At 67.5% G+C, this 24392-nt stretch carries 21 protein-coding genes and 1 pseudogene; 11 read left to right on the top strand and 11 right to left on the bottom strand.

The genetic code is table 11. From position 1 onward, the window contains the following. Position 1: 1 nt before the first annotated feature. The 3 genes from ACNQVK_RS36155 to ACNQVK_RS36145 all read left to right on the top strand — a co-directional run bounded on the left by ACNQVK_RS36155 (position 2) and on the right by ACNQVK_RS36145 (position 4473). Entirely contained in the window at positions 2-1480 is a 1479-nt protein-coding gene (locus ACNQVK_RS36155) for a hypothetical protein (protein ID WP_418033622.1), read from the top strand. A 157-nt stretch (positions 1481-1637) separates the two neighbouring features. Further along, positions 1638-3467 carry a phosphoenolpyruvate carboxykinase (GTP) gene (locus ACNQVK_RS36150; protein WP_044514601.1) on the top strand — a complete coding sequence of 610 codons (1830 nt, stop codon included), beginning with the start codon at positions 1638-1640 and terminating at the stop codon, positions 3465-3467. Positions 3468-3585: 118 nt separating this feature from the next. Beyond that, positions 3586-4473: an LLM class flavin-dependent oxidoreductase gene (locus tag ACNQVK_RS36145; RefSeq protein ID WP_418033621.1), complete on the top strand. Its 888-nt coding sequence runs from the start codon at positions 3586-3588 to the stop codon at positions 4471-4473. On the opposite strand, the gene ACNQVK_RS36140 is transcribed toward ACNQVK_RS36145, so the two are convergent. Both ACNQVK_RS36140 and ACNQVK_RS36135 read right to left on the bottom strand, forming a co-directional pair. Continuing rightward, the gene (locus ACNQVK_RS36140) at positions 4397-4840 is read right to left on the bottom strand and encodes a MerR family transcriptional regulator (protein WP_418033620.1); all 444 of its coding nucleotides are present in this window, start codon (positions 4838-4840) and stop codon (positions 4397-4399) included. The genes ACNQVK_RS36145 and ACNQVK_RS36140 overlap by 77 nt on opposite strands. Before the next feature lie 20 nt (positions 4841-4860). Next, positions 4861-7932, bottom strand: coding sequence for an MMPL family transporter (locus ACNQVK_RS36135; protein WP_418033619.1), 3072 nt, complete (start codon positions 7930-7932; stop codon positions 4861-4863). Positions 7933-8017: 85 nt separating this feature from the next. On the opposite strand from ACNQVK_RS36135, the gene ACNQVK_RS36130 reads away from it, so the two are divergent. Continuing rightward, positions 8018-8584, top strand: a complete 567-nt coding sequence (locus tag ACNQVK_RS36130; RefSeq protein WP_418033618.1) for a TetR/AcrR family transcriptional regulator — start codon at positions 8018-8020, stop codon at positions 8582-8584. A 7-nt stretch (positions 8585-8591) separates the two neighbouring features. Here the strand turns inward: ACNQVK_RS36130 and ACNQVK_RS36125 are convergent, their stop codons facing one another. Together ACNQVK_RS36125 and ACNQVK_RS36120 are read right to left on the bottom strand one after the other, a co-directional pair. Next, positions 8592-9170, bottom strand: a complete 579-nt coding sequence (locus ACNQVK_RS36125; RefSeq protein WP_418033617.1) for a hypothetical protein — start codon at positions 9168-9170, stop codon at positions 8592-8594. 217 nt (positions 9171-9387) lie between these two features. Next, complete coding sequence (locus ACNQVK_RS36120) at positions 9388-11244, bottom strand: adenylate/guanylate cyclase domain-containing protein (RefSeq protein ID WP_418033616.1); 1857 nt, start codon at positions 11242-11244, stop codon at positions 9388-9390. A gap of 225 nt (positions 11245-11469) precedes the next feature. Here ACNQVK_RS36120 and fadD4 point away from each other — a divergent pair, with 225 nt between their 5' ends. Next, positions 11470-12990 (top strand): fatty-acid--CoA ligase FadD4, encoded by a 1521-nt coding sequence (gene fadD4 / locus ACNQVK_RS36115; RefSeq protein ID WP_418033615.1) that lies wholly within the window; start codon positions 11470-11472, stop codon positions 12988-12990. Between the two features lie 5 nt (positions 12991-12995). Continuing rightward, on the top strand, positions 12996-13880 hold the full coding sequence (locus tag ACNQVK_RS36110; protein WP_418034562.1) for an enoyl-CoA hydratase/isomerase family protein: 885 nt from the start codon (positions 12996-12998) through the stop codon (positions 13878-13880). Here the strand turns inward: ACNQVK_RS36110 and ACNQVK_RS36105 are convergent. After that, on the bottom strand, positions 13870-14298 hold the full coding sequence (locus ACNQVK_RS36105) for a nitroreductase/quinone reductase family protein (protein WP_418033614.1): 429 nt from the start codon (positions 14296-14298) through the stop codon (positions 13870-13872). The genes ACNQVK_RS36110 and ACNQVK_RS36105 overlap by 11 nt on opposite strands. Further along, the gene (locus tag ACNQVK_RS36100) at positions 14295-15548 is read right to left on the bottom strand and encodes an NADH:flavin oxidoreductase/NADH oxidase family protein (RefSeq protein WP_418033613.1); all 1254 of its coding nucleotides are present in this window, start codon (positions 15546-15548) and stop codon (positions 14295-14297) included. The genes ACNQVK_RS36105 and ACNQVK_RS36100 overlap by 4 nt, the downstream gene beginning before the upstream one ends. Before the next feature lie 156 nt (positions 15549-15704). Here ACNQVK_RS36100 and ACNQVK_RS36095 point away from each other — a divergent pair, with 156 nt between their 5' ends. The 5 genes and pseudogenes from ACNQVK_RS36095 to ACNQVK_RS36075 all read left to right on the top strand — a co-directional run bounded on the left by ACNQVK_RS36095 (position 15705) and on the right by ACNQVK_RS36075 (position 20791). Further along, positions 15705-16271 carry a TetR/AcrR family transcriptional regulator gene (locus tag ACNQVK_RS36095; RefSeq protein WP_418034560.1) on the top strand — a complete coding sequence of 189 codons (567 nt, stop codon included), beginning with the start codon at positions 15705-15707 and terminating at the stop codon, positions 16269-16271. Between the two features lie 115 nt (positions 16272-16386). Continuing rightward, complete coding sequence (locus ACNQVK_RS36090) at positions 16387-17292, top strand: acyl dehydratase (protein ID WP_418034558.1); 906 nt, start codon at positions 16387-16389, stop codon at positions 17290-17292. After that, positions 17292-18399, top strand: a pseudogene (locus ACNQVK_RS36085) (CoA transferase). Before ACNQVK_RS36090 ends, ACNQVK_RS36085 begins: the two are co-directional and overlap by 1 nt. After that, positions 18393-19670: an amidohydrolase family protein gene (locus ACNQVK_RS36080; RefSeq protein WP_418033612.1), complete on the top strand. Its 1278-nt coding sequence runs from the start codon at positions 18393-18395 to the stop codon at positions 19668-19670. Before ACNQVK_RS36085 ends, ACNQVK_RS36080 begins: the two are co-directional and overlap by 7 nt. Then, complete coding sequence (locus tag ACNQVK_RS36075) at positions 19667-20791, top strand: MFS transporter (RefSeq protein WP_418033611.1); 1125 nt, start codon at positions 19667-19669, stop codon at positions 20789-20791. The genes ACNQVK_RS36080 and ACNQVK_RS36075 overlap by 4 nt, the downstream gene beginning before the upstream one ends. Here the strand turns inward: ACNQVK_RS36075 and ACNQVK_RS36070 are convergent. From ACNQVK_RS36070 to ACNQVK_RS36050, 5 genes are all read right to left on the bottom strand, one after another. Beyond that, a complete protein-coding gene (locus tag ACNQVK_RS36070) occupies positions 20766-21533 on the bottom strand; it encodes a GntR family transcriptional regulator (RefSeq protein WP_418033610.1) in 768 nt (255 codons plus the stop codon). The two genes, ACNQVK_RS36075 and ACNQVK_RS36070, sit on opposite strands and share 26 nt — an antisense overlap. A gap of 49 nt (positions 21534-21582) precedes the next feature. Continuing rightward, positions 21583-22362 (bottom strand): 3-oxoacyl-ACP reductase FabG, encoded by a 780-nt coding sequence (fabG, locus tag ACNQVK_RS36065; protein ID WP_418033609.1) that lies wholly within the window; start codon positions 22360-22362, stop codon positions 21583-21585. Between the two features lie 19 nt (positions 22363-22381). Further along, positions 22382-23377 carry a phosphotransferase enzyme family protein gene (locus tag ACNQVK_RS36060; protein WP_418034556.1) on the bottom strand — a complete coding sequence of 332 codons (996 nt, stop codon included), beginning with the start codon at positions 23375-23377 and terminating at the stop codon, positions 22382-22384. A 63-nt stretch (positions 23378-23440) separates the two neighbouring features. Beyond that, complete coding sequence (locus ACNQVK_RS36055) at positions 23441-24103, bottom strand: microcompartment protein (protein ID WP_090433533.1); 663 nt, start codon at positions 24101-24103, stop codon at positions 23441-23443. Between the two features lie 2 nt (positions 24104-24105). Further along, positions 24106-24387, bottom strand: coding sequence for a BMC domain-containing protein (locus ACNQVK_RS36050; RefSeq protein WP_044514625.1), 282 nt, complete (start codon positions 24385-24387; stop codon positions 24106-24108). Between the last annotated feature and the right edge of the window lie 5 nt (positions 24388-24392).

The following is a 24392-nucleotide window of genomic DNA, read 5'->3' as shown; positions in this document are numbered from 1 at the left end:
CGTGGATACGGCCCGAGACCCGGTAGCGGCGCACACGCGCGAAGCGAGAATCGCCGACGCCGATGCCGTGGTGGCCGCGATCGACCCGGGCCTGAACTCGCCGGGGGTGGAAACCCGCGACGCGGTGCTGGTCGCCGGGCCGTGGCTGGCCGGATCGACGAGTGTGATGGCGGCGTTGCGGGAGCGGATGCCCCAGACCACCTTTGTGGAATCCACCGAATTGGTGGCGGGCGAGGCGCCGGCAGCCGTGGTGTTCGTGGTTTCGGCGGCCGCCCCGTTGACTGAATCAGATTGTGCCCTGGTCGATTTGGCGTCGCGGTACACCGACCTGGTGATCGGTGTGGTGTCCAAGATCGATGCTCACCGCGACTGGCGCGACGTGCGCGACGCCGATGCGGAGATTCTGAGCGAGCGCGACGCGCGCTACGCGCGCATGCCCTGGGTGGGGGTGGCGGCCGCGCCCGATCTCGGCGAGCCGCAGCTCGACGAGCTTGTCGAACTGCTCACCGGTCAGCTGGCCGATCCCGACGTCGACCGACGGAACAGGTTGCGCGCCTGGGAAACTCGACTGGAAGCGGTCATCCTCCGATATGAGGCCGACGGGTCCGGCGCCGACCGTCAGGCCCGGGTGGACGTGTTGCGGGAGCGTCGCGCCGAGGTGGCCCGGGCCCGCAGGCTGACCCGCACCGAGCGCAGCATCGCATTGCGTAGTCAGCTGCAGCAGGCCCGGGTCCAACTGGGCTATTTCGCCCGCAACCGGTGCAATTCGGTGCGCACCGAACTGCAGGAGGACGTCGCGGGCATGAGCCGGCGCCGGATCGAGACGTTCGAGGAGTACGCCCGGCAGCGCGCCCACGAGGTCGTCGGCGACGTCGACGAAGGCGTCACCGCACACCTGCGCGGCGTCGCGGCAGAACTTGAGCTGCCCGCGCTCGAGTTGTCGGCTCCGCCGCGAGTGCCCGATCTGCCGTCACCGTCACTGAAATCCCGGACCCTGGAGACCCGGCTGATGCTGGTTCTGGGGGCGGGCTTCGGGCTGGGTGTCGCGGTGGCGGTCAGCAGGGTGCTGGCGGGTGCGGCGCCGCGACTGGCCGTGGCCGGATTGGTCGTCGGCGCGGTGGTGGGACTGCTGCTGGCGGTCTGGGTGGTCGGCACCCGGGGGCTGCTGCACGACCGGGCGGTGCTGGATCGCTGGGTCGGTGACATCACCACCACGCTGCGTTCGGCGGTCGAGGAGCTCGTCGCGACGCGGGTGCTGGCCGCGGAGTCCGTGCTCACCGCGGAGCTGGCGGCCCGTGAGGAAACCGAGGCGGCCGCGGCGGCCGAGAAGACCGCCGCGATGGATGCCGAACTGCGTGAACATGCCGTCGCGACCGCGCGGGCGGCGGCCCAGAGGGACCGGCGGATCCCGCCGTTACAGCGGGCGTTGGACGCCGTTCGGGCCGATCTGTACGGCAACAGCGATGCTACTGACGAGTAACCAGCTGATAACGTTGATCTGAATCGTTCCTGTGAGTGATCGGACATACCACTGGTTCACCGTGGGTATGTCACCCGCGTTAACCTCTACCCAAGGGGTAGCCGTGACCGCGTCGTGACGTGGCTTGGGTTCCACAAACCTACGCAGGAGAATTTTGATGACCTCAGCGACCATTCCGGGTCTGGACACCGCACCGACGAAACATCAGGGTCTGCTGGCCTGGGTCCAGGAGGTCGCAGAGCTGACTCAACCCGATCGGGTGGTTTTCGCCGACGGGTCTGCCGAGGAGTACGACCGCTTGGCCGCTCACCTGGTCGAGGCGGGCACCTTCCAGAAGCTCAACGAAGAGAAGCAGCCGAACTCGTACCTGGCCCTGTCGGACCCCTCGGACGTCGCGCGGGTGGAATCGCGCACCTACATCTGCTCCGAGCGCGAGATCGACGCCGGCCCCACGAACAACTGGATGGAACCCGCCAAGATGCGCGGGATCATGACCGATCTGTACCGCGGCTCGATGCGCGGCCGCACCATGTGGGTGGTGCCGTTCTGCATGGGTCCGCTCGACGCCGAGGATCCCAAGCTCGGTGTGGAGATCACCGACTCCGAGTACGTCGTGGTCTCGATGCGCACCATGACCCGGATGGGTCAGGCCGCGCTCGACAAGATCGGCGACGACGGATTCTTCGTCAAGGCGCTGCACTCGATCGGTGCACCGCTGGAGCCCGGCCAGAAGGATGTGCCGTGGCCGTGCAACGACACCAAGTACATCACCCACTTCCCGGAGACCCGCGAGATCTGGAGCTTCGGCTCGGGCTACGGCGGTAACGCGCTGCTGGGTAAGAAGTGCTACTCGCTGCGCATCGCCTCGGCGATGGCCCACGACGAGGGCTGGCTCGCCGAGCACATGCTGATCGTCAAGCTGATCTCCCCGGAGAACAAGGCTTACTTCGTCGCCGCGGCGTTCCCGTCGGCCTGTGGCAAGACCAACCTCGCGATGCTGCAGCCCACCATCCCCGGCTGGCGGGCCGAAACCGTCGGTGACGACATCGCATGGATGCGGTTCGGCAAGGACGGTCGCCTCTACGCCGTCAACCCCGAGTTCGGATTCTTCGGCGTCGCGCCCGGCACCAACTGGGATTCGAATCCCAACGCGATGAAGACCATTGCCGCAGGCAACACCGTCTTCACCAACGTGGCCAAGACCGACGACAACGACGTGTGGTGGGAAGGCCTGGAGGGCGAGCCCGACCACCTGATCGACTGGAAGGGCAACGACTGGTTCCTGCGCGAGACGGAATCCAAGGCCGCGCACCCGAACTCGCGTTACTGCACCCCGATCTCGCAGTGCCCGACACTGGCGCCGGAGTGGGACGACCCGCAGGGTGTGCCGATCTCGGCGATCCTGTTCGGCGGCCGTCGCAAGACCACGGTCCCGCTGGTGACCCAGGCCCGCGACTGGCAGCACGGTGTATTCATCGGCGCCACCCTGGGTTCCGAGCAGACCGCCGCCGCCGAGGGCAAGGTCGGCACCGTGCGCCGCGACCCGATGGCCATGCTGCCGTTCCTGGGCTACAACGTCGGTGACTACTTCCAGCACTGGATCGACATCGGCAAGAACGCGGACGAGTCGAAGCTGCCCGCGGTGTTCTTCGTCAACTGGTTCCGCCGCGGCGATGACGGCCGCTTCCTGTGGCCGGGCTTCGGCGAGAACAGCCGCGTGCTGAAGTGGGCCATCGAGCGCATCGAGCACAAGGCCGACGGCAAGAGCACCCCCATCGGCATCGTCCCGACCGCCGCCGACCTGGACCTGTCCGGGCTCGATGTCGACGCCGCCGACGTGGACGAGGCCCTGGCCGTCAACGCCGAGGAGTGGCGGGCCGAGCTCCCGCTGATCGAGGAGTGGTTCGAGTTCGTCGGTGAGAAGCTGCCCACCGGCATCAAGGACGAGTTCGACGCCCTCAAACACCGCCTGGCCGAAGAGTCCTGACTTCCCTCTCACGAGCAGACACAGAACCGCCCCTTTTCACGTGAAAAGGGGCGGTTCTGCGTCTGCTGGGCATCAGAGGGTTGCGCTCAACCGCACTTGAGCCGCAACGCTGCGTGCCATGGAGATCAGCATCGCACTGCCCACCTTCAGTGAACCTGGCGCCGACGTCTGCGACGTCACGTCGATAGCGCGCCATGCCGAAGCGCTCGGCTTCGACGCGGTGTGGGCCGGCGACCACTTGAGTACGGGTGCACCGTTCTTGGAGAGCGTCGTGGCGCTCAGTGCCACTGCCGCCGTGACCGATCGGTTGCGGCTGGGCTTCGGCGTCCTGCTGCCCGGGCTCCGCCCGCAGGCCTGGGTGGCCAAGCAGATCGGCTCCCTGCAGTTGTTGTCAGGGGGCCGGGTGTTGCTCGGTGTCGGGGTGGGCGGCGCGCCCGCCGCTGAGTGGGCCGCAGCGGGAGTGTCGCACCGAGAGCGTGGTCACCGGACCGACCTGATGTTGCAGGCGTTGCCAGACCTGTTGTCCGGCAAAGAGACCGAATTGGGTACGGAGGTGGGTGCGCCGACGATCACGCTGGACCCGGCAGTGCCGATGCCGCCGGTGTGGATCGGTGGAGCGTCGGACGCCGCGTTGCGGCGAGCAGTCCGATACGGAACAGGCTGGCTCGCTTCGTTGTTGAGCCCCGAGCAGGTCGACCAGCGAAGGGCGCGATTGGCCGAAATGGCTGATGCCCACGCCGTCGCGCCGCCGCGGATCGGTACCACGTTGTTCACGGCACTCGGTGGTGCCGACCGCGAACGGGCCGTGCGATGGTTGGAGAGCCTGCTCGTTCCGCGAGAGGTTGCCGAGCGGATGATGATCAGCTCAAGACGCGAACTCGTGGACAAGATCGGCCGCTACATCGAAGCCGGCGTGTCTCACATCGTCGTCAATGCCGGGACTCAGAAGCTGCCGGCGCAGTACGACGTGATCGGTGAGGTCGCTGCAACGACGCTGGGACGGTGACCCGGCCGCGAAAAAGCGGGCACCGCACCAGTTCGGGGCCGTGTGCGCACTCGAGTAGTCGGCCCAGGTAGTCGCGGGCCCGGGTCAGCTCGTCGATACGGCTGTCGATATCGCTGACCCGGCGGGTGACCGTGTTCTGCCAGTTGTCTTGCGAACCCAGCAGGTCGGCGATGTCCTCGATCGACAGGTGCCCTTCGTGCCGCCACACATCTATCAGTGCGACGCGGTATACCTGCTCGGCGTCATAGACCCGCCCGCCGGCCCGGCGGGCGGGAGCCACGAGACCGCATCGCTCCCAGTAGTGCAGGGTCGAGACGGGCAGGTGGAAATGGTCGGCCACCTCGCGGATCGTCACGTAGTCGGTCATGGCTCCATTGGACCCCAACCTCAGCCGCCGATGGGGTGTCCCTCCGCCCGGAACGCCCCGCGGTCCGGCCACCACATGCGATCGCCCAGCAGGCTCATCGCGGCGGGAACCAGGTAGGTCCGCACCACGGTGATGTCGAGCAGTAGCCCGATGCCGATCGTGGACCCGATCTGCACCAGGTTGAGCACCGTCCCACTGGTCAACGCGAACATGGTGATCGCGAAAACCACTCCGGCGGTGGTGATCACGCTGCCGGTGCTACCGAATCCCCGGATGATGCCGCTGATCACCCCACTGTGGGATTCTTCGCGGATACGGGCGGCGAACAGCATGCTGTAGTCCGCGCCGACCGCGACCAGTGCCATGAACGACACCGGGAACACCGACCAGTCCAGGCTGATGCCGATCAGATGCTGCCAGATCAGGGTGGACATCCCCGCCGCTGCCCCGAAGGACAGCACCACCGCGGCGATCATCAGGACCGGGGCCACCAGGCTGCGCAGCATCACGATCAGCACCAGGAGCACGGCCGCCACCGCGACGACACCGAAAAGTGTGAAATCACGCCAGGTTTGGTCGACATGGCGCTGGGACAGCGAGGCCAGGCCGGTTGACTCGATCTGGGCGTGCTCCAGCACGGTTCCCGTGGCGGCGTTGTTCGCCGCGGCGATGACGTCGGGTACCGCGCCCATCGCCTCGGCGCCGTACGGGTTCACCGCCCAGACCACCATCATGCGGGCGCTGCGACCGTCCGGGGAGATCAGCAATTGCTCTCCGGCGGTGAGGCGGCGGTCGGAGCGCCCCTCCTCGGGCAGGTAGAAGCCCCGGCCTGCGCCGGTGCTGGTGTCGGCGGACATCCGGTGCAGGAAGTCCGATGCTCGTGAGAGCCCCGCGCTGAGTTCGGTGGTCAGCGTGACCATGGTGTCGGTACCGGTCTTGACCTGACCCAGCCCCGAGGTGAGACGGCCCAGACCTGTTGTGAGTTCATTGATTCCGGACAGCAGCCGGCTCAGTTCCTGACGGGTCTGTTCGGGGGTGCGGGTACCGAGCTGATCGAGCATGGCCCGCAGTTTCTTGATGGCCGCGCGCAGGTCGGGCAGCGTGTCCAGCGCCGTGGTCACGGGTCCTTCGGGGACCAGTGGCGCGGCGAGCGCCAATCCGTCGATTGCCAGCTGTGCGCGCCCGCCGGTGGCCGCGTTGAGGTCGGCGAAGGCCTGTCTGGCGCGCAGGCACGAGCTGTCCGCCGCGCAGGCGGCCGACGGCTCCGGAACGGTGAGCGGATCGAACACGGCGTGTAAGGCGGCGGTGGGGGCCGCCAATCGCTGCCGGGCGGAATCGATGTCGTCGACCACCCGGTCCAGGGAATCGGTGGCGTTGGAGATGCTGCGTACCGCGGTCACAACGTCCAGGGATCCGCCGGAGAGGTTGCCGACCACCCGATCGGCGGATTCCAGTGTGCCGAGCAGGTTGCGCGCCAAGTCGACGAGGGACCGGGCGCCGTCGGTGAGTTCAGGGAGCCTGGCGGCCGCGTCCGCCGATCCGTCGTGCAGTTGGGTCACGCCGGAGGCGAGGCGCTTCAGCTGCGGGATGGCCTCTTCGACGCGGTCGTGGGCGTCGGCCAGCCCGGCGCCGACTTGCGCGGTCTGTGAGCCGATGGCCGTCTCGGGCAGGGGTTTTCCCTCGGGCCGGGTGATCGACCGGACGTAGGCCACCTCGGGAAGGTTGCCGATCGACATCGCGATCAGGTCGAGGGCGGCAAGGTCGTTGGTGTTGCGCATGTCGTGGTCGGTCCGGATGGTGATGAACTCAGGAGCCGCCTCGTTGACACCCCAATGGCGGTACACAGCCTCGTATCCGCGCTTGCTGTCGGTGGCGCGCAGTTGCATCGCGTTCTCGTCGATGTTCGGTTCGAAGGTGAACAGCACTGAGCTCATGGCGATGAGAAACGCCAAGGACGCTGCGACCAGAGCCGGTGCACGACGGATGATGGCGGCGCCGCGCTTGCGCCAGCGTCGTTCGTCGAGGGGGCGGGGCTCGGCGTATCCGCGCCGCCCCCACAGCGCCATGATCGCGGGAGTCAGCGTCAGGCTGACCGCCATGGTTATCGCGATCGACAGCGCGATCGGAGGTCCCGCGGTGCGGAACATGCCGATCTTGGTGAACACCATGGCCATTCCGGCACCGGCGATGGTCAGCGCCGAGGCGATGACGATACCCGCGGTGTGCGCACCGGAGCGGGCAACCGCGTCGTCGACGGTCAGCCCGCGGCGTCTGCCCTCGTGATAGTTGGCCAGTAGGAAGATGCCGTAGTCGGTCCCCGCACCCAGCACCATCGCGGTGACCAGGGCGATGGTGAAGTTCGAGACGGTCAGCAGATCATGACCGCCGAGCAGGGATATCACCGGGCGCGCGACGGCCAGCGAAATACCCACGGTGAGAAGGGGAATCATCGAGGTGACCAGCGACCGGTAGACCGCGAGCAGCAGCAGCGTGATCAGCACCACCGAGACCACGGTGATGATGGCCAGCGAGGTGTCGATGGCGGAGAACAGATCCGACAGGGTCGGCGCGGCCCCGGTGAAATGCACGTCGAGCCCGGACGGGCGGGGGAGCGCCTCGACCGCGGCGCGGACGTTCTCGGTGGACCGGTGCGCACGGGTGGAGCCGACGTCGCCGGTGGTGGCGACAATCAGGTGGATGGCCTTGCCGTCGGGGCTCAGGCCGATTCCCTCGAGCCCCGGGGTGCCGTACGTGTCGAGCACGTAGGCGACGTCGTCCTTGTCTGCCGTCAATCGCGCCACCAGGTCGCGGTAGTACGCGGTGTCGGCCGGGTTGAGGACCCGGTCGCTGGACACCACGATGCTGCCGACAGCGGTGGTGTCGGGGACGCCGAAGTCGCGCGACATCTGCCGCAGGGTCTCGGTGGTCGGGCTTTCCGGAGTGAACGGTGCAGAGTGCTCGGCCACCGTGCGTTCCAGCTGGGGGATGGCCAGGTTGAGTACACCGGCCAGGGCCAGCCACGCCCCGAGAATCAACCACGCATGCTTCGCGCAGACTCTGGAGAGTTTGCCGAAGACCGCCAGATTGTGCATTCGGGCATCGTAGACCAATCGGTCTAGGAGTGGTCGACTAGGATGGACCAACTGGTCTATTTCGGTGATGGAGAGGGTGGCGGCGGTGGCAGGCCCGCGTGAGCGTCTCATTCAGAGCGCCATCGAACTGATGCGTGAGTACGGTGTGCACGCCACGGGTCTCAGCGATCTGCTGGAACGCAGCAATGCCGCTCGGGGGTCGATCTACCAGCACTTTCCCGGAGGGAAGACCGAACTGATGGAGCAGGCGACGCTCGCAGCCGGGCGAATCATCACCGCCAGGATTCAAGAGCTGACGCAGACCTTGCCCGCCGAGGACGTCATCGGCGCCTTTGTCGCCGGGTGGAAGCAGAACCTCACCGACAGCTCGTTCACCGCGGGATGTCCCATCATGGCGGCCGCCCAAGCTGGGCCGGATGCGCTCACGGTGCGGGAGGCCTCGGCCACGGTATTTGCTGATTGGTCCAGGGTGATCGCGGAATCGATCGAATCGAAGGGTATCGACGCCGCCACCGCGGCCTCACTCGGCAGCTTCATCGTCAGCTCACTGGAAGGTGCCATCATCCAGTGCCGCAGCGCGAGGTCGCTGCAGCCCCTCGACGACGCCTGCACCGGCCTGATGTTGCTGCTGCGTGGGATCGGTGCGGACTGACTGGTGGTTACCCCGCGGTGCCCAATTCGGACCGGGCCCGGGCGATCTGTTCGAATGCGTAGTCGGCAATCTCGGTGGTGGTCATGCTTGCGCCGGTCTGCGCGAGCGATCGGTAGCGGTCGTCGCCGAGAACATCGCGCAGATGGGTGATCGCGGCGACGATCTCGGGAAAACTCGGGTGCCCGATGGCGGCTGCGGTGAATCCCATGACGGTCGCGGCCGGCTCGTGGATACCCAGTCGGGCAAGCAATGCCGCGAGCAGTCCCAGAGTGACGCGCATGAGCTCCGTGGTGCCGGAATCGTAGTAGTGCCGGACGGTTTGGGTGATGTAGTCGAGGGCTTCGGTAAATTCGCCGCGGTCGGCCGCCAGTCCGGTCAGGAGCCCCGCGATGATGGATGTCTGCTGCCGGTCGCCGCTTTCGTCAGCGATTCTCAATGCCCGGCGAAGGGTTTCGTAGGCCGCGGTGGGATCGGTCTCCCGCCGGGCCCAGCCATATCCGAGCAGCGCGGCTCCGGCCAGGCTGGGATTGTTGGTGGCGAGTGCGGCCGCGAGCAGATTCTCCGACACCTCGATGGCTTCGGTCATGGCTCCGCAGACGGCTAGGGACACCACCATCACCGACTCGCTCGCCGTGTGGCGGCTCGGACTGCGTGCGATGCCGGCGCGGCACCACTCAACAGCCCGTTCGGGCCGACCTGTCGTGCTGTATCCGGCGGCCACCACACACGAGAGCTCGTCGCCGACGTCGTCGAATTCGGCGCTCTCGATCGCCGCCCGGGCCGCGTCTGCGTACTCGTCGAAGTCATGGAGCCGGCCCAGTGCGGCACAGTTGGCGGCGCCGACGTAGAGCTGCGCCAGCCGTGGATGGTGTGTGGCTTTCGCGATCGGGATGATCTCCTTCGACCCAGGCCAGTGGTTCCCACTGCTCGAGGAAGTACCCGAAGAAGATGGAAGTCGCTGCGATCGTGGCCGCGGTATCGAGGTCGTCGTGGTCGGCAGCCCACCGGAATGCCGCACGCAGGTTCGGTAGTTCGCCGGAGAACCATGCGTAGGCCTCCCGCAGACGCGGGCTGTCCCACAGTGCAAGCGCTTCGGGCTCCAAGCTCGCGAAGTAGCGTGCGTGCGCGGTGCGCACACTTTCGCAGTCACCGGCGCGGACGAGTTGTTCCTCTGCGAATTGACGGATCGTTTCGAGCATCGAAAAGCGAGTCTTCGCCGAAGTCCGGTCGGCTACCAGCAGCGACTTGCGGACCAGGGCATCGAGGAGATCCACAGCGACGATTTCGTCATCGGAGTCGGCGATCGCACAAACTCCGGCCAGGCTGAACCCGCCTGCGAACACTGAACACCTTGCCAGCAATGTCTTTTCATCTTTGTCCAAGAGGTCATAGGACCATTGCACAGCGTGGTGCAACGTTTGGTGGCGCTCCAACCCGCGACGTGCTCCTATGAGTAATCGAAAGCGATCATCGAGCCGATCCCGAACCTCGGTAGCTGTCATCGACCCGGTGCGGGAGGCCGCAAGCTCGATCGCCAGCGGAATCCCGTCGAGTCTGTGACAGATCTCGACCACAGCGGCGGCCTCAGCCGGTGCGGTGAACGTGACATTGGGTGATACTGCTTGCGCCCGGTCGATGAACAATGCGGCGGCGGCAGAGTCGTTGCCTGCTCGGATGTCCAATGACGGTACCGGCCAGAGCTGTTCGTCGTTGAGTCGGAGCCCTTCCCGGCTCGTGGCCAGGACTGCGACTGTGCCGGAATGGGCGAAGATCCGTTCGACCAGATCGGCCGCGGCATCCAGAACGTGTTCGCAGTTGTCGAGCACCAGCAGACGTGTTCGGCCTTCCAACGCGATCGCGACACTGTCGGAGACGCTCAACCCCGGCTGTTGGGTGATGCCGAGAACGGCCGCGACCTCATCGGGTACGGCGGCGGGGTCACCGACCGCGGCGAGTTCGATCACGAATACCCCATCGGGATACCTGCCGGCGGACCGTGAGGCCAACTCCAGTGCGAGGCGGGTCTTGCCGACACCGCCGACACCGGTCAGTGTCACCAGGCGGTGTGATTTCAGAGTCGTGTCCAGCTCATCGAGTTCGGTCTCACGCCCGATGAGGCTGGTGGTGGGGATCCGCAGATTGCCGCGCGCGGCATCGGCGGTTGCCAGCGGCGGGAAGTCGGTGCGGAGGCCTTCCGCGTTGACCTGAAAGATCTCAACGGGTCTGACTATGTCCCGTAACTTGTTGGGCCCCAGCGGTATCAAATCGATCTCCATCAGCAGACCGCTGGTGATGCCGTCAACCAGAATCTGCCCGCCGTGACCGGCCGCCATCACTCGAGCGGCGCGGTTGAGGACGGCGCCGAAGTAGTCGTCGTCGCGGCGTTCGGCTTCGCCGGTGGCGATGCCCATTCGTACGGGCAATTCCAGGCCACGTTGCGCGGTGATGGCGGCGGCGACGGCGGCCGCTGGTGAGGTGAACACGGCACACATGCCGTCACCGGTGTGTTTGAACACCTGACCGTCGTGGGCCTCGATCGCTGATCGCAGCACCTCGTCGTGGGACTCCAACGCTGCTCGCATGGCTTCGGGATCGGCTTCCCACCGTCGGGTGGAGCCTTCGATGTCGGTGAACACGAACGTGACGACCCCCGACGGCATGTCGATGCCGTCCTCAGCGCGCTTCGATCAATCGCATCGGCGCTCCCCACGCTCGATCCGCTGGGCGTTTGGACATCGTAGGTCCGGCGGGCGCGGCCGGACTGGGGATTGGCAGTGCGGGTGGCGGTGGTGGTTCTGTAGTCAAACACCTGCTCACGCCGATTCCGAGGCGTGTAACCCAGCCTGACTTGACACCTGTCAAGTGGCGCCGGTTACAGTGCCCTCATGCAGATCCGCGAGCATGCCGAGGCCAGCCCCGAGAAGCCGGCGATCATCCTCCACCCGTCGGGCACCGTCGTCACCTTCGGTGAGCTCGAAGCTCGCGCGAATCGCCTGGCCCATCACTTCCGCCGACACGGGCTGGAAGAGGGCGACGTGGTCGCGATCCTCATGGAGAACAACGAGCACATCCACACCGTGATGTGGGCGGCGCGCCGCAGCGGCCTGTACTACGTGCCGATCAACACGCATCTGACCGCGGCCGAGGCGGCGTACATCATCGACAACAGCGGGGCCAAGGCCATCGTCGGCTCCGCCGTCCTCAAGGACATCCTGAGCGGTCTGGACAAGGAACTCCCCGACGGCCTGCCGGAGGTCTTGCTGATTGCCGACGGTGAGCTCGACGGCTGGCAGCGTTACCCGGAAGCCGTCGCGGACCTGCCCGTCACCCCGATCGACGACGAGCTGGACGGGGATCTGCTGCAGTACTCGTCGGGCACGACCGGCCGGCCCAAGGGCATCAAGCGGGAACTGCCGCACGTGCCGCCGTCGGAGACCCCCGGCATGATGTCGGCGCTGGTGGGTTTCTGGATGCAGCCGGATTCGGTGTATCTCAGCCCCGCGCCGCTGTATCACACCGCGCCCTCGGTGTGGTCCATGCAGACCCACGCCGCCGGTATCACCACCGTGGTGCTGGAGAAGTTCGACGCCGAAGGCGCACTCGACGCGATCCAGAAGTACGGCGTCACCCAGGGCCAGTTCGTTCCGGTGATGTTCACCCGGATGCTGAAACTCCCTGAGGACGTGCGGAATTCGTACGATATGTCCAGCCTGCGGCGCGTGATGCACGCCGCCGCCCCGTGTCCGGTCGAGATCAAGAAGCAGATGATCGACTGGTGGGGGCCGATCGTCGACGAGTACTACGCGTCCTCGGAGGCCATCGGGGCGACGGTGATCTTCGCCGAGGACTGGCTGACCCACCCGGGTTCGGTCGGCAAGCCCATGAACGGTCTCGTCCACATCCTCGACGAGGACGGCAACGAAGTCCCACCCGGTCAGGCCGGCGAGATCTTCTTCGAGGGCGGTGCCGATTTCGAGTACCTCAACGACGCCGAGAAGACCGCATCCTCGCGCGACTCGCACGGTTGGAAGACGGTGGGGGACATCGGGTATGTCGACGAGGACGGCTACCTGTACCTCACCGACCGGCGCCACCACATGATCATCTCGGGCGGGGTGAACATCTACCCGCAGGAAGCCGAGAACATGCTCGTCGTTCACCCGAAGGTGATGGATGCCGCGGTGTTCGGCATCCCGGACGACGAGATGGGGCAGAGCGTCAAGGGTGTTGTGCAGACCGTGGACCCGGCCGACGCCACCCCGGAGTTCGCCGAAGAGCTCCTCGGCTGGCTGCGGGAGCGCCTGACGCACTACAAGTGCCCGCGGACGATCTCGTTCGAGGCCGAGTTGCCCCGCACCGACACCGGCAAGCTGTACAAGCAGGGGCTGATAAACAAGTACTCGTGACCGTTCTGGAGCTGCCCGCGGGAATCCGCGTCGGGGTCGACATCCCGACGGATACCGCGACGTTCACGCTGACCGAACATCCCGCCGAGGACCGGCGGGTGGTCACCGTGGATTCGGTCGAACAGGCTCTGGGCGAGCTCACGGAGCGGTGTCGGACGTGGCCGCAGGCCGCGGCGGTCTGTGACGATGTGCTGCGTTCCCTCGATCCGGCCGGGTCGACCCGGGCCGGGCTGATCACCGAGTCGCTGGCGTATTCGACGTTGCAGTCGGGACCCGAGTTCGGCCGGTGGCTGGCCGAACGGGGCCCGGCGACCGTGCCGCTGCTACCTGAGCCGGTGCAGGCGCATCGCGAGGGCAACACCCTGCACGTCCGGTTCAATCGGCCGCAGCGGCACAACGCGTTCTCCACCGATGCCCGGGGCGCGCTGCTGGAGGCACTTGAGGTGGCCCGGCTGGATCCGTCGGTCGAGGAGGTCGTGCTCGGCGGGAACGGCCGATCATTCTGCAGCGGTGGCGATCTGGCCGAATTCGGTTCGTTCGCCGACCCTGCGAGCGCCCATCTGGCGCGTACCAGGCACAGCCCGGCCCTGGTGCTCGACGAGATCACCGAAAGGTTGGGGCGACGCTGCCGCGCCGAGGTGCACGGCCAGGTGCTGGGCAGCGGTCTGGAGATGGCCTGTTACTGCGGGTGGGTCAGCTGCCATCCAGACGCCACGATCGGCCTGCCGGAGTTGGCGCTGGGGTTGATTCCCGGGGCGGGCGGCACGGTGAGCATCACGCGTCGCATCGGCCGGTGGCGTACCGCGTATCTCGTGCTCTCCGGGCGCACCATCGACGCGGCCACCGCACTGGCATGGGGCTTGATAGACGAGGTCGGCGTCAGTCGCTGAAGTTGATGCGCACCGAGACCGGCGTGGTCTCCAGGGCCTTGACGACGCGCGCACCGATCACCCCGAACTTGCGGCCCCGCGCGACGACGTCGTCATCGGGCCGGAACTGTGCGATGCCGGTGCGCCACCGATTCCCTTGCCGTAGACGGACGTTCGGGTTCGCGGCGATGTTGCTGCCCCAGCCCGACCGGGTTCCGTGCTGGCAGATCACCCAGGCCCCGGTGGCGTCGAATTGGGCGGAGACGGGCACCCTCCGCAACTGGCCGGTCTTGCGGCCGGTGGTCTCCAACTCGGAAGCCAGGGCGGTGCGCACGCCCAGCTTCCCCAACACGGTGATCGTGGGGTTCAGCAGATAGCGTCCGAGCGCCCGCTCCCTGCGGAACTTGCTCAGTGTCTTGTCGGGTTGCGTGCCGGTCATGAGCTCCTCCTTGCACGGAAGGCGTCGAGTCCATTGCTCTTCAGCAGGCGCAGTGCGGTGATCAGCGGGCCGATCGTCGGGTCGGGATCGTGGCCCGCGCCCAGCCGGTGCAACTGAGTGGCATGCCACTGCAGTTCCAGCGCACTGAGAAAAGTCTTGGCACGGGCGGTGTTCGCGAGCCGGGCGGGCAGCGGAGGCGAGATGTCCGGAACTCGGAGGCGCTCCTGTCGTGCCACCAGGAGGCTGTCGGCGGCCGCCGGGTTGACGGTGGTCGGTCTGCCCAGCCCGATCACGTCGGTGGCTCCCGACCGGACGGCCTCACTCATCGCCCCCTCCGTGCGGAAACCACCGGTCACGGCCAGCGGAACGTCCCCGGCGACCTCCCGGGCGGCCAGCGCGTACTCGATGAAGTACGCCTCACGCGCCTTGGTGGAGGCCGATTGCACCGCGGGCCTGCCTTCCATCGCGGGGGATTCGTAGGTGCCACCGCTGATTTCGATCAGGTCGATGTCTTCGGCACTCAGCGCGGCGATGACGGCGCGGGATTCTTCCTCGGTGAAACCTCCGCGCTGGAAGTCCGCGGAATTGAGTTTGATGGCAACGGCGAACCCGGGGCTGACGGCCGCCCGCGTCCGCCGCACCACCTCGAGCACGAAGCGCATCCGGCGCTCTGCGTCGCCGCCCCAGCGGTCGGTCCGCTGATTGGTCCGCGGCGATAGGAACTGGGCGACGAGATACCCGTGCGCACCGTGTATCTGGACTCCGTCGAAGCCGGCCGCGTCGGCGATCGCCGCTGTCCGCGCGTACCTGTCGACGGTGGCCTCGATCTCGTCGTCGGTGAGGGCGCGCGGTGCCTGCCATCCGGGAACGCTCATTCGGACCGGAGACGGTGCCACGGGCTGAGACCGGGTGGCCAGCGGATTGGCTTGTCGTCCCGGATGGTTCACCTGCATCCAGATGAGGCCTCCGCCGTCCTTCGTGGCCTTGGCCCATCGCGACAGTCCGTCGAGGTGCCGGTCGTCCTCGATGACGACGTTGCCCGGTTCGCCCAGATGGTCGTGGTCGACCATCACGTTTCCGGTGATCACGAGCCCGTACCCGCCCGTTCCCCAGCGCCGGTAGAGCTCGATCAGCCGATGGTCCGGCCCGTGGCCGGCATCGCCAAGACCTTCGCTGAGCGCCGACTTCATCAGCCGGTTGCGCAGGACCTGGCCACTGGCAAGCGGCAGCGGGTCGTGGATGTCTGGCATGGCGGTCTCCTCGAAATGGCGCCGGGGGATGCTTTTCGCGACGGTAGTACACCGATCGGTATAGTGCAATGAAGCGGTCAGCGCTGGACGGCGCGGGTAGACTGATTGGTTTAGTACGTGGTGGGGGTGCTGAAGACTACGGAGGCGGCGAGCGCGATGTCGGCACGAGACACCTTGATCACGAGCGTGACCGGGTTGCTGCGGCGCCGCGGTGTCGCCGGCACCGGGGTGAACGCACTGCTCGAGGACAGCGGCGTCTCCCGGCGGACCATCTACCTGAACTTCCCGGGCGGCAAGGAGGAACTCGTCGCGGAGGCGACCCGGGTAGCCGGGCAGACGCTGACGACGTTGATCCGCGCGACCGACGACGGGCGCGACCCCGCCGAAGCGGTGCAGGAATTCATCGACCAGTGGAAACTGCAACTGGCGGAGACGGAGTTGCAGGCCGGTTGTCCGATCGTCGCGGCCGTTTTCGGTCGCTGTGAGGCACCCAAGGCCGCTGAGGTCGCCGCCGAAACGATCCAGGACTGGCACGCGATCCTGGCCGAGCGGCTGGTTCGCTCCGGTGCGGATGCGGAGACAGCCCGTTCTCTGGCGACCATGTCGATAGCGGCTGTCGAAGGTGCGGTCATCATGGCGATCGCGGCTCAGAAGACCGATGCCCTCGACGACGTCGGCCGGCATCTCGTCGAACTCACCAGGCTGCACCTGCCAGGCGCTTGATCTACTGCTTTAGCTCGCAACGGCTTCTGGTGGCTGGTCTACAGTGCCAGTTGTGACTGGTGGCCCGTACTTCGATGATCTGCAGGTCGGTCAGGTATTCGACACCGCGCCGTCGATGACCTTGACCGCCGGTGCGGCCTCGACGCACCAGGCGATCCTCGGTGACCGGCTGCGGCTGGCGCTCGACGCCGAACTGGCCGCCGCGGTGACCGGCGAGCCGGGTCCGCTGGCGCACCCCGCGCTGGTGTGCGACGTCGCGATCGGGCAGAGCACATTGGTCACCCAGCGCGTCAAGGCCAACCTGTTCTACCGGGGTCTGGCGTTCCACCGCTGCCCGGTGATCGGGGACAGCTTGTACACCCGCACCGAAGTGGTTGGTCTCAAACAGAATTCGACGAAGCCGGGACGGGCGGCCACCGGCCTGGCAGCGCTGCGGATGACGACTGTCGACCATTTGGATCGCAAGGTTCTCGACTTCTACCGCTGCGCGATGCTGCCGTTGTCCGCCGACGACGTCGACACCGGGCATACCGACGATCTGTCGACGATCGGGGCCGGCGCCACCGCGCCGAACCCCACCGCCGGCTGGGATGCGGACGCTTTCCGGACCCGGGTGCCCGGACCACATTTCGACCCGGCGCTGGCCGGCGCGGTGCTGCACAGCACCGCCGATGTGGTCAGCAGCGCCCCGGAACTGGCCCGGCTGACCCTGAACATCGCTGCCACCCATCATGATTGGCGCGCCGGCGGCAAGCGCCTGGTGTACGGCGGGCACACCATCGGACTGGCCCTGGCCCAGGCCAGTCGGTTGCTTCCGAACCTGGTCACCGTGCTGGGCTGGGAGTCCTGCGATCACACCGGTCCCGTGCACGAGGGCGACACCCTCTTCAGTGAGCTGCATGTGGAATCGGCCGACGCCGGAGTGCTCAAACTGCGCTCGCTGGTGTACGCGGCCGGCGGACCCGACGGTGGCGACGACCGCCAGGTGCTGGACTGGCGGTTCAGCGCGTTGCAGTTCTGATGACACCGCTGGCGATTCCGAGGGCACTGCTGCGGCAGGCTCAGAAGGTCGCCGACGACTTCACGGCACTGACCGGCGTGCGGGTCGACGCCGACGAACTGCTGACCGGCCGCGCCGCCCTGTTGGACATCGCACCCCGGAGGCAGGTCTCGGCGGGCGGGGCGACGCGGCTGCTGGCCACCGATGACGGATGGTGTGCGCTGACGTTGTCGCGCCCCGACGATGTGGCCGCTGTTCCCGCACTGTTGCAGGACGATTCGGCGGAACCCGATCCCTGGCCGGCCATCCGGGCCTGGGCGGAGGTGACCTCCGCCGCGGAGGTGGCCGGCCGGGCTCGGCTGCTGGGGTTGCCGGTCGCTGTGCTGGGTGAAACCGCACCCGCACCGCCGGTGGTGAGCCCTCTCGGACCTGCCCGGAGCGGTTCCATGGCCGGCGTGCTGGTGGCCGACCTGTCCTCGATGTGGGCCGGGCCCCTGTGCGGACAGCTGCTGGCCCGGGCCGGGGCCACCGTGGTCAAGGTGGAGAGCCGGAGTCGTCCGGACGGGACCCGGGCCGGACCGCCGGAGTTCTTCGACTGGATGAACGGCGGAAAGCTCTCGTACGCGGTCGATTTCGATGATCCCCGGGACCTGGCCGCGCTGATCGAGGTGGCTGATGTGGTCATCGAAGCCTCACGACCCGCCGCGCTGAGCCGACGCGGGCTGGGTCCCGATACCGGCCCGGCCTGGCCGGATCTGGCTGCGCATCACCGGGCACGGCACCGCGGGGGAGAAGGCCGGCTGGGTGGCGTTCGGCGACGACGCCGCGGTGTCAGGCGGCCTCGTCGGATACCGCGAGGGTGCACCGGTATTCAGTGGCGATGCCATCGCCGACCCGCTCACCGGGCTTGATGCCGCGGCTGCCGTGGCGGCATCGCGGGTACGCGGTGGCGGAGAGCTGATCGAATTCTCGATGGCCGCCGTGGCAGCCGGATACAGCTCCCGCGACGGCGGAGATACCGAGGTGACCCCGGTACGGCCCGCCGCCGGGCCGCCCGGCCCGGAACTCGGATCCGGCAACGACGCGGTACTCCGATTGGTGGCGGAACGGACCGATGCCCCATGCTGATTCGTCGTGCGACCCTGCTGGACGGCGTGGTGGCAGACATCCGCGTCGGCGACACCATCGAAGCGGTCGCCGAATCACTGCCTGCCGAGCCCGGTGAACAGGTGCTCGACGCCGCGTTCGGCACCGTGATTCCCGGACTGCACGATCATCATCTGCACGTGTACTCGGCTGCGGCCGAGTGGGATTCGGTCCGCGTCGGGCCCGGTGAGGCGGCCGATGAGAACGCGCTGGCCAGGGCATTGCGCTTCGCGGTGGCTGGCAGTGACGGCTGGGTCCGTGCCGTCGGTTACCACGAGGCGGTGGCCGGACCGCTGGACCGGGACACCCTGGACCGGTTGGCCCCCGATGTCCCGGTGCGCGTGCAACACCGCAGTGGCGTGTTGTGGACGCTGAATTCCGCGGGCCTCGCGGCGCTGGGTCTGGACGATCATCCCGACGGGCGTCTGCGCAGTGCGGACCGCACCTGGTCGGAGGCGCTGGAACGCAGACCCGCGGCGGTCGCGGATTTGAGCGCCCGGCTGGCGGGCTACGGCGTCACCGGCTTCACCGATGCGACGCCCGACCTGCAGCCCGGTGATCGCCCGACGGGCATGTGCCAACGTGCGCACTACCTGGCTCCGGGCAAGCGCATCCTGCACGATGACGGGCTCGATCTGGATGCGTTGACGCACTGGATCTCCCAGCGGCACCAGGCCGCTGAACCGGTGGCGGTGCATTGCGTGACCTCGGCCCAACTCGTCGTCACGATCGCCGCGCTGCGTGCTGCGGGTAGCCATCCCGCCGACCGGATCGAACACGCCGCGATGGTGCCGCAAGACTGTATCGCCGACCTCGTAGCCCTGGGGATCACCGTGGTGACCCAGCCCAACTTCGTGGCCGAGCGGGGCGATCAGTACCGCACGGATGTGCCTGCCGCCGAACAGGATCAGCTCTGGCGGCTGGCAACTCTGCTGTCGGCGGGCGTGCCGGTCGCATTGTCCACCGATGCGCCGTTCGGTGCCCCCGACCCGTGGGCCGCGATGCGCGCGGCCGTGCACCGTCGCACCCCGCACGGTGTGGTCCTCAACCCGGTCGAACGGATATCGGGGCGGCGCGCGCTCACGTTGTTTCTGGGCAGCGCGGAGAATCCGGCCCGGCCACGGCGTATCGCGACCGGCGAGCCCGGTGACCTGTGCCTGCTGGCGGGCTCCCCGCATCGGGTGGTCGACGCGCTCGATGCCGATCTGGTGGCCGCGACCGTCGTCGGCGGTGAGTTGGTGTTCGAGCGGTGAGTGTGTGGCGGGTAGCGGGCATGCCCGCGTTGTTGGCATGTGCCGCATTGGGGTTCGCAGGGTTTTCCCTGCTGCTGCCGGTCGCCCCCATGTGGGCCGTACACATCGGTGCCGACAGCCTGGGGGCCGGTGCGGTCAACAGCGTGCTGATGCTGTTCACCGTCATCGCGCAACTGTTGGTCGGCCGGCTGTTGCGCAGGGTCGGCTGGGGCGTCACGCAGGCGCTGGGGCTCGTGCTGCTGGGGATACCGGCCGTGCTGCACTCGCTGACCGGTTCCCTGTGGCAGGTACTGCTTCTGGCGGCGTTGCGGGGGTTGGGCTTCGGCATCCTGACGGTATGCAGCGTCAGGGGCATCGCCGCACTGATCCCGCAGGAACGCCGCGGCCGGGCGATCGGCGCGTACGGATTGTCCATTGCGGCGCCGCAGTTCGTGTTGACCCCGCTGGCACCGTGGCTGGCCGAGCACGTCGGGTTCCAGCTCGTTTTCGTGCTGGCCGCGATTCCTCTGCTGGCGGTGCCGCTGGCGTTCGCCCGCCCGGCACCGACCCTGGTGGACGAACCGCATTCGGACCGGCTCGACGGCATCGGGCCGCTGGTCGGCCCGATCGCCGCGCTCGTGGTGATCACAGCTGCAGGCGGGGCGATCCTCACGTTCGCGCCGCTGTTGGGCGGTGCGACGACCGCGCTCGGGGCATTGCTGGCGATGACCGGTATGGCGGCGTTGGCCCGGTGGCTGATCGGCGGGGTCGCCGACCAGCACGGCGCAGCGAGGTTCATCGCTCCCATGCTGGGAGTCGGTGCGGTCGGTCTGGCGGTGATCGCCGTGGGTATCGGTGTCGGCGGAGGGTTGGTGATTCTCGGTTGCGCGCTGCTCGGCACCGCCTACGGCGGGCTGCAGAATCTCACCCTGGTGCAGGCCTTCGCCGCGACGGGCGAGCATGCCCGCGGCGCGGTCAGCGTCGCCTGGAACGTGGGCTTCGACGCGGGCACGGGGCTGGGGTCACTGGCTGTCGGTGCGCTGGCCACGTCGTTCTCGTTCCCGACGGCGTTCGCCGTGATGACGGCCGCGTGTGCGGGGGTCGGGCTGATATGGCTCAGCCGGCCTGGCGCTGCAAAGTGACCGAGGCGGTGTTGGCATCGGCGTGGGTGGCGATACCGCTGCCCTTCGCCGTGACGGCCAGTGCCGTGCGGTCTCCGCGGAACAGGTCGCGGGAGAACTCGCACGGAGAACCGTTCTGGTCGTAGGTGACCCGGGTGATCAACAGCAGTGCCGCCTTGGGCTTGATCCCCAGGAGGGTGGCTTCGCTGCTGGTCGCGCTGACCGCCTCGATCCGCTCATCGGCCCGGCCGGTGACCAAACCGTATTGGGATTCGAGGATTTCGTAGAGTGATCCGCCCAGCTGCTGATCGAGCAGACCCGGGAAGGCGTCGGCGGGGAACTGCGCGTGTTCGAGCGAGATGGGGGAGCCGTCGGCCAGACGGACTCGCTGGATCTCGATGACGTAGTCGCCGGGTCCCAGTCGAAGGGCGGTCTTGGTGGCGTCGTCAGGGGTGGTGATGCGCGTCGAGAGCACTCGGGTGCCCGCGACGTACCCCTGATTGGCCAGGAAGGCGGGCACGCCGACCACATCGGAGAGGTGTCGCTCGACCTGGCCGTGGCTGATGAAGATGCCGCCGGCCCGGCCGATCACCCGGTGCACCAGCCCGGCTTCCTCCAATGCGGCCAGTACCTGGCGCAGGCTGGAGCGGCTGGTGCCGTACTGCTCGGCCAGCTCACGCTCACTGCCCAGTTTCGCGCCGGGGGTGCCCGCGTTGATATCGCCGACGATGCGCCTGCGCAACTCCTCGCTGTGAACTGCCACCCCGGCCCCCTGCCCGTGTATTGGTACAGCCAATTCTATCCAGGTTGAACTAGAGTTCAGCGATCGCCATGTGAGATTCGGGCAGAATCTGTCCGCCGTCCACGACCAGCGACTGTCCGGTGATGTACGCGGCTTCGTCGGTGGCGAAGAAGAGCGCCGCGTTGCCGATGTCGGCGACCGATCCGAGTCGGCCGGCAGGCACGGCCGAGGCCATTTGGTCCATGTAGTCCTGGCCCATTTCGACAAGGCCCTCGGTGATGATGTTGCCGGGCAGCACGGCGTTGATGGTGATCTTCTTCGGGGCCAGCTCCATCGCGGCGGTGCGCAGGAAGCCCAGCTGGGCGGCCTTGGACGCCCCGTAGTGCGACCAGCCGGGGTAGCCGGTGATGGGGCCTGTGATCGACGACGTGATGACGACGCGTCCGTGGCCGCTCGCGGTCAGGGCGGCGAGGGCAGCCTGCACGATGTAGACGGTGCCCTTGAAGTTCACGGAAAGCACCTGGTCGATGTCGTCCGGGGTGAGGTCTTCCAGACGTCCGGACGGGAAGATGCCGGCATTGGCGCAGACGATGTCCAGCCCGCCGTGCCGCTCGACGGCGGCACCGACCACCTGGCGGGCGTCTTCGGGGCTCGTCACGTCCGCGCGCAGGGCACTGACCCGACCCGGGGCGTCGGCGAGCGCCGCGACCGCCTCATCGAGGTCGGCCTGGTTGCGGCCGGTGACGAGGACGTCCACGCCGGCGTTGGCGAACGTCTGGGCGATGCCGCGGCCGATGCCCTTGCTGCCGCCGGTGACGATGGCCGAACGGCCCTGAAGCGATGCGAACATGTTTGGGTTCCTTTGAGAGTCAGGTCAGGGTGAGGCCGTTGGAGCGCAGGTAGCGCTCGGCGAGTTCGCAGCTACCCGCGGCGTAGCTGATGGCCTTGGTCGCCGATTCCCTGGAGTGGCTGTGGCTGCCCATCCAGGCCAGCAGCAGCAGCCTGCGCAGCAGCACGAACGACGCCAGCATGTCCTCGTCCGAGGTAGGCAGGTCGCGACGCGTGCGGTATCCGCTCACCCAGGCGTCCTGCCATTCCGGCAGTGCCGGGTCGTCTTCTATGAACGACACCGCGGTGCCGAAATCATAGAAATACCAACCGAATCCGCAGTCATCGAAGTCGATGACGGTGATCTTGGGAGTTCCCGCGGGGTCAGGGTCGACCAGCAGATTGGCCAACCGCAGGTCAGCGTGGATCAGGCCGTAGACGTCGGGCCCGGTGCCGTAGGCGTGCAGCCGATCGTGCAGCAGCGCCTGGGCGCGCTCCAGCACCTGCTGCTCGGCCGTGCCGACACCTTCGGCATCGTGCCAGCGGCCCCAACGGGGAGCCGCCCCCAGGCTGTGTTCCCAGTCCCAGGAGAACCGGCCGAACCCGGGCGGGCGCTCCCACCGCTGCGAATGGTCGTGCAGCGCAGCGGTGATCCGGCCCAGCGTGTGGAAATCGTCGAGGGTCAACGTGCCCTCGTCGGGCTCGGCCCCGGCGACCATGCCGAAGTGCACGGCGTGGCGGTCGGTTCCGTCGGCGTTGACGGTGACCAGCCGCCGGCCGTCGCGGGCCGGTAGCACGGTGGGCACCGTGACGTCGCTGTCGGCCCGCAAGGCCTGCAGCCAGTCGAGTTCCGACTCGATCTCGTGCGGCTGGTGATAGTCCTGCCGGTGCACCCGCAGGATCGACTGGGCGCCGGCATCTTCGACGAGATAGGTGGCATTCTCGGACAGGTTCAGCAACCGCAGCGTCGCGTCCGTCCCGATGTCGTACTGGCGTAACGCCAGGTGGGCGACATCGATCTCGTCGGTGATGACCATCAGCGCCTTCTCCTCTTCGCGCAAGCGCTCATCAGTGCAATCTCTTCTTCGCGCAAGCGCTCATCAGTGATCCCGTCCTTCAATACCATCGAGCACCGCCGTGATCCGGTCCCTCGCCACGGTCACGTCAGCGGTGCTGCCGCCGATGTAGAGCCTTCCAGCGGCGCCGATCATCTGCACGTCGACCACAGTAAGCCCAGGTGCGGCCCGCTCCGCCTCATTGGCCGCCACCGCTGCGAACAACGCCGGGGTCATTTCGTACACCAGCAATGACTGCCCGGGCAGGATCATCGAGGCCTGCCGGTTGCGGTTCAGGATCACCGCATGCTGATCGGTGATGTTCTCGATGATGTCGTGGTAGAGCACCTGCGGCCGCAGCTGGTCGGACGCCTTGTTGCCGGTGCCGGCCAGTATCGCCTCGCCGGCCCGCTGCACATCCTCCAGATTGGCCGAGTGGATCTCGAGAACACCGAATTGGCGCTCCACGTAGAGGATTCCGGGCTGGATGCCGGGGACCTCACGCAGTGCCAGGTCGATCACCCGCTCGATCGCCAAGGCGGGGGACACCTCGACGATCAGCGCGTGCTCACCCTCGTACGGTGGATAACCCCGGGCCCGGGTCGGCGTTCCGAGGTAGGCGGCGAACTGGCGCTGCAGGTCCTCCACCAACAGGTAGACGCGGATCTGGGTGCGAATCCGCGTGCTCTCCTCTGCTTTGGTCGGCATGGCTACTTGCTGGCGACCGCGAAGTGCGCGCCGAGTTCGTTGTGCGGACGCGGGATGACGTGCACGCTCACCAGTTCGCCCACCTGCGAGGCGGTCTCGGCGCCGGCCTCGGTGGCAGCCTTGACGGCACCCACCTCACCGGTGACGATCACGGCAACCAGGCCGTCGCCGACCTGCTGACGATCGGTGATGGTGACGTTGGCGGCCTTCACCATGGCGTCGGCAGCGGCCAGCGCAGCCACGTAGCCCTTGGTCTCGATCAGTCCGATTGCGTTGCTGGACATTGGTG

It is taken from the genome of Mycobacterium sp. 134 (assembly GCF_048282715.1).
Lineage (GTDB): Bacteria > Actinomycetota > Actinomycetes > Mycobacteriales > Mycobacteriaceae > Mycobacterium > Mycobacterium septicum.
The sequence above is the reverse complement of the archived record's forward strand: the minus strand, read 5'-3'. Positions and strand labels throughout refer to the sequence as shown.

Excerpts from the sequence above, each read along its gene's own strand:
- ACNQVK_RS36120 (WP_418033616.1), bottom strand. The coding sequence starts at position 11,244 with ATGCCGTCGGGGGTCGTCACGTTCGTGTTCACCGACATCGAAGGCTCC.
- ACNQVK_RS36150 (WP_044514601.1), top strand. The coding sequence starts at position 1,638 with ATGACCTCAGCGACCATTCCGGGTCTGGACACCGCACCGACGAAACAT.
- ACNQVK_RS36095 (WP_418034560.1), top strand. The coding sequence starts at position 15,705 with ATGTCGGCACGAGACACCTTGATCACGAGCGTGACCGGGTTGCTGCGG.
- ACNQVK_RS36140 (WP_418033620.1), bottom strand. The coding sequence starts at position 4,840 with ATGACCGACTACGTGACGATCCGCGAGGTGGCCGACCATTTCCACCTG.
- ACNQVK_RS36050 (WP_044514625.1), bottom strand. The coding sequence starts at position 24,387 with ATGTCCAGCAACGCAATCGGACTGATCGAGACCAAGGGCTACGTGGCT.
- fadD4 (WP_418033615.1), top strand. The coding sequence starts at position 11,470 with ATGCAGATCCGCGAGCATGCCGAGGCCAGCCCCGAGAAGCCGGCGATC.
- ACNQVK_RS36090 (WP_418034558.1), top strand. The coding sequence starts at position 16,387 with ATGACCTTGACCGCCGGTGCGGCCTCGACGCACCAGGCGATCCTCGGT.
- ACNQVK_RS36080 (WP_418033612.1), top strand. The coding sequence starts at position 18,393 with ATGCTGATTCGTCGTGCGACCCTGCTGGACGGCGTGGTGGCAGACATC.
- fabG (WP_418033609.1), bottom strand. The coding sequence starts at position 22,362 with ATGTTCGCATCGCTTCAGGGCCGTTCGGCCATCGTCACCGGCGGCAGC.
- ACNQVK_RS36100 (WP_418033613.1), bottom strand. The coding sequence starts at position 15,548 with ATGCCAGACATCCACGACCCGCTGCCGCTTGCCAGTGGCCAGGTCCTG.
- ACNQVK_RS36060 (WP_418034556.1), bottom strand. The coding sequence starts at position 23,377 with ATGGTCATCACCGACGAGATCGATGTCGCCCACCTGGCGTTACGCCAG.
- ACNQVK_RS36135 (WP_418033619.1), bottom strand. The coding sequence starts at position 7,932 with ATGCACAATCTGGCGGTCTTCGGCAAACTCTCCAGAGTCTGCGCGAAG.
- ACNQVK_RS36125 (WP_418033617.1), bottom strand. The coding sequence starts at position 9,170 with ATGACCGAAGCCATCGAGGTGTCGGAGAATCTGCTCGCGGCCGCACTC.
- ACNQVK_RS36145 (WP_418033621.1), top strand. The coding sequence starts at position 3,586 with ATGGAGATCAGCATCGCACTGCCCACCTTCAGTGAACCTGGCGCCGAC.
- ACNQVK_RS36055 (WP_090433533.1), bottom strand. The coding sequence starts at position 24,103 with ATGCCGACCAAAGCAGAGGAGAGCACGCGGATTCGCACCCAGATCCGC.
- ACNQVK_RS36105 (WP_418033614.1), bottom strand. The coding sequence starts at position 14,298 with ATGACCGGCACGCAACCCGACAAGACACTGAGCAAGTTCCGCAGGGAG.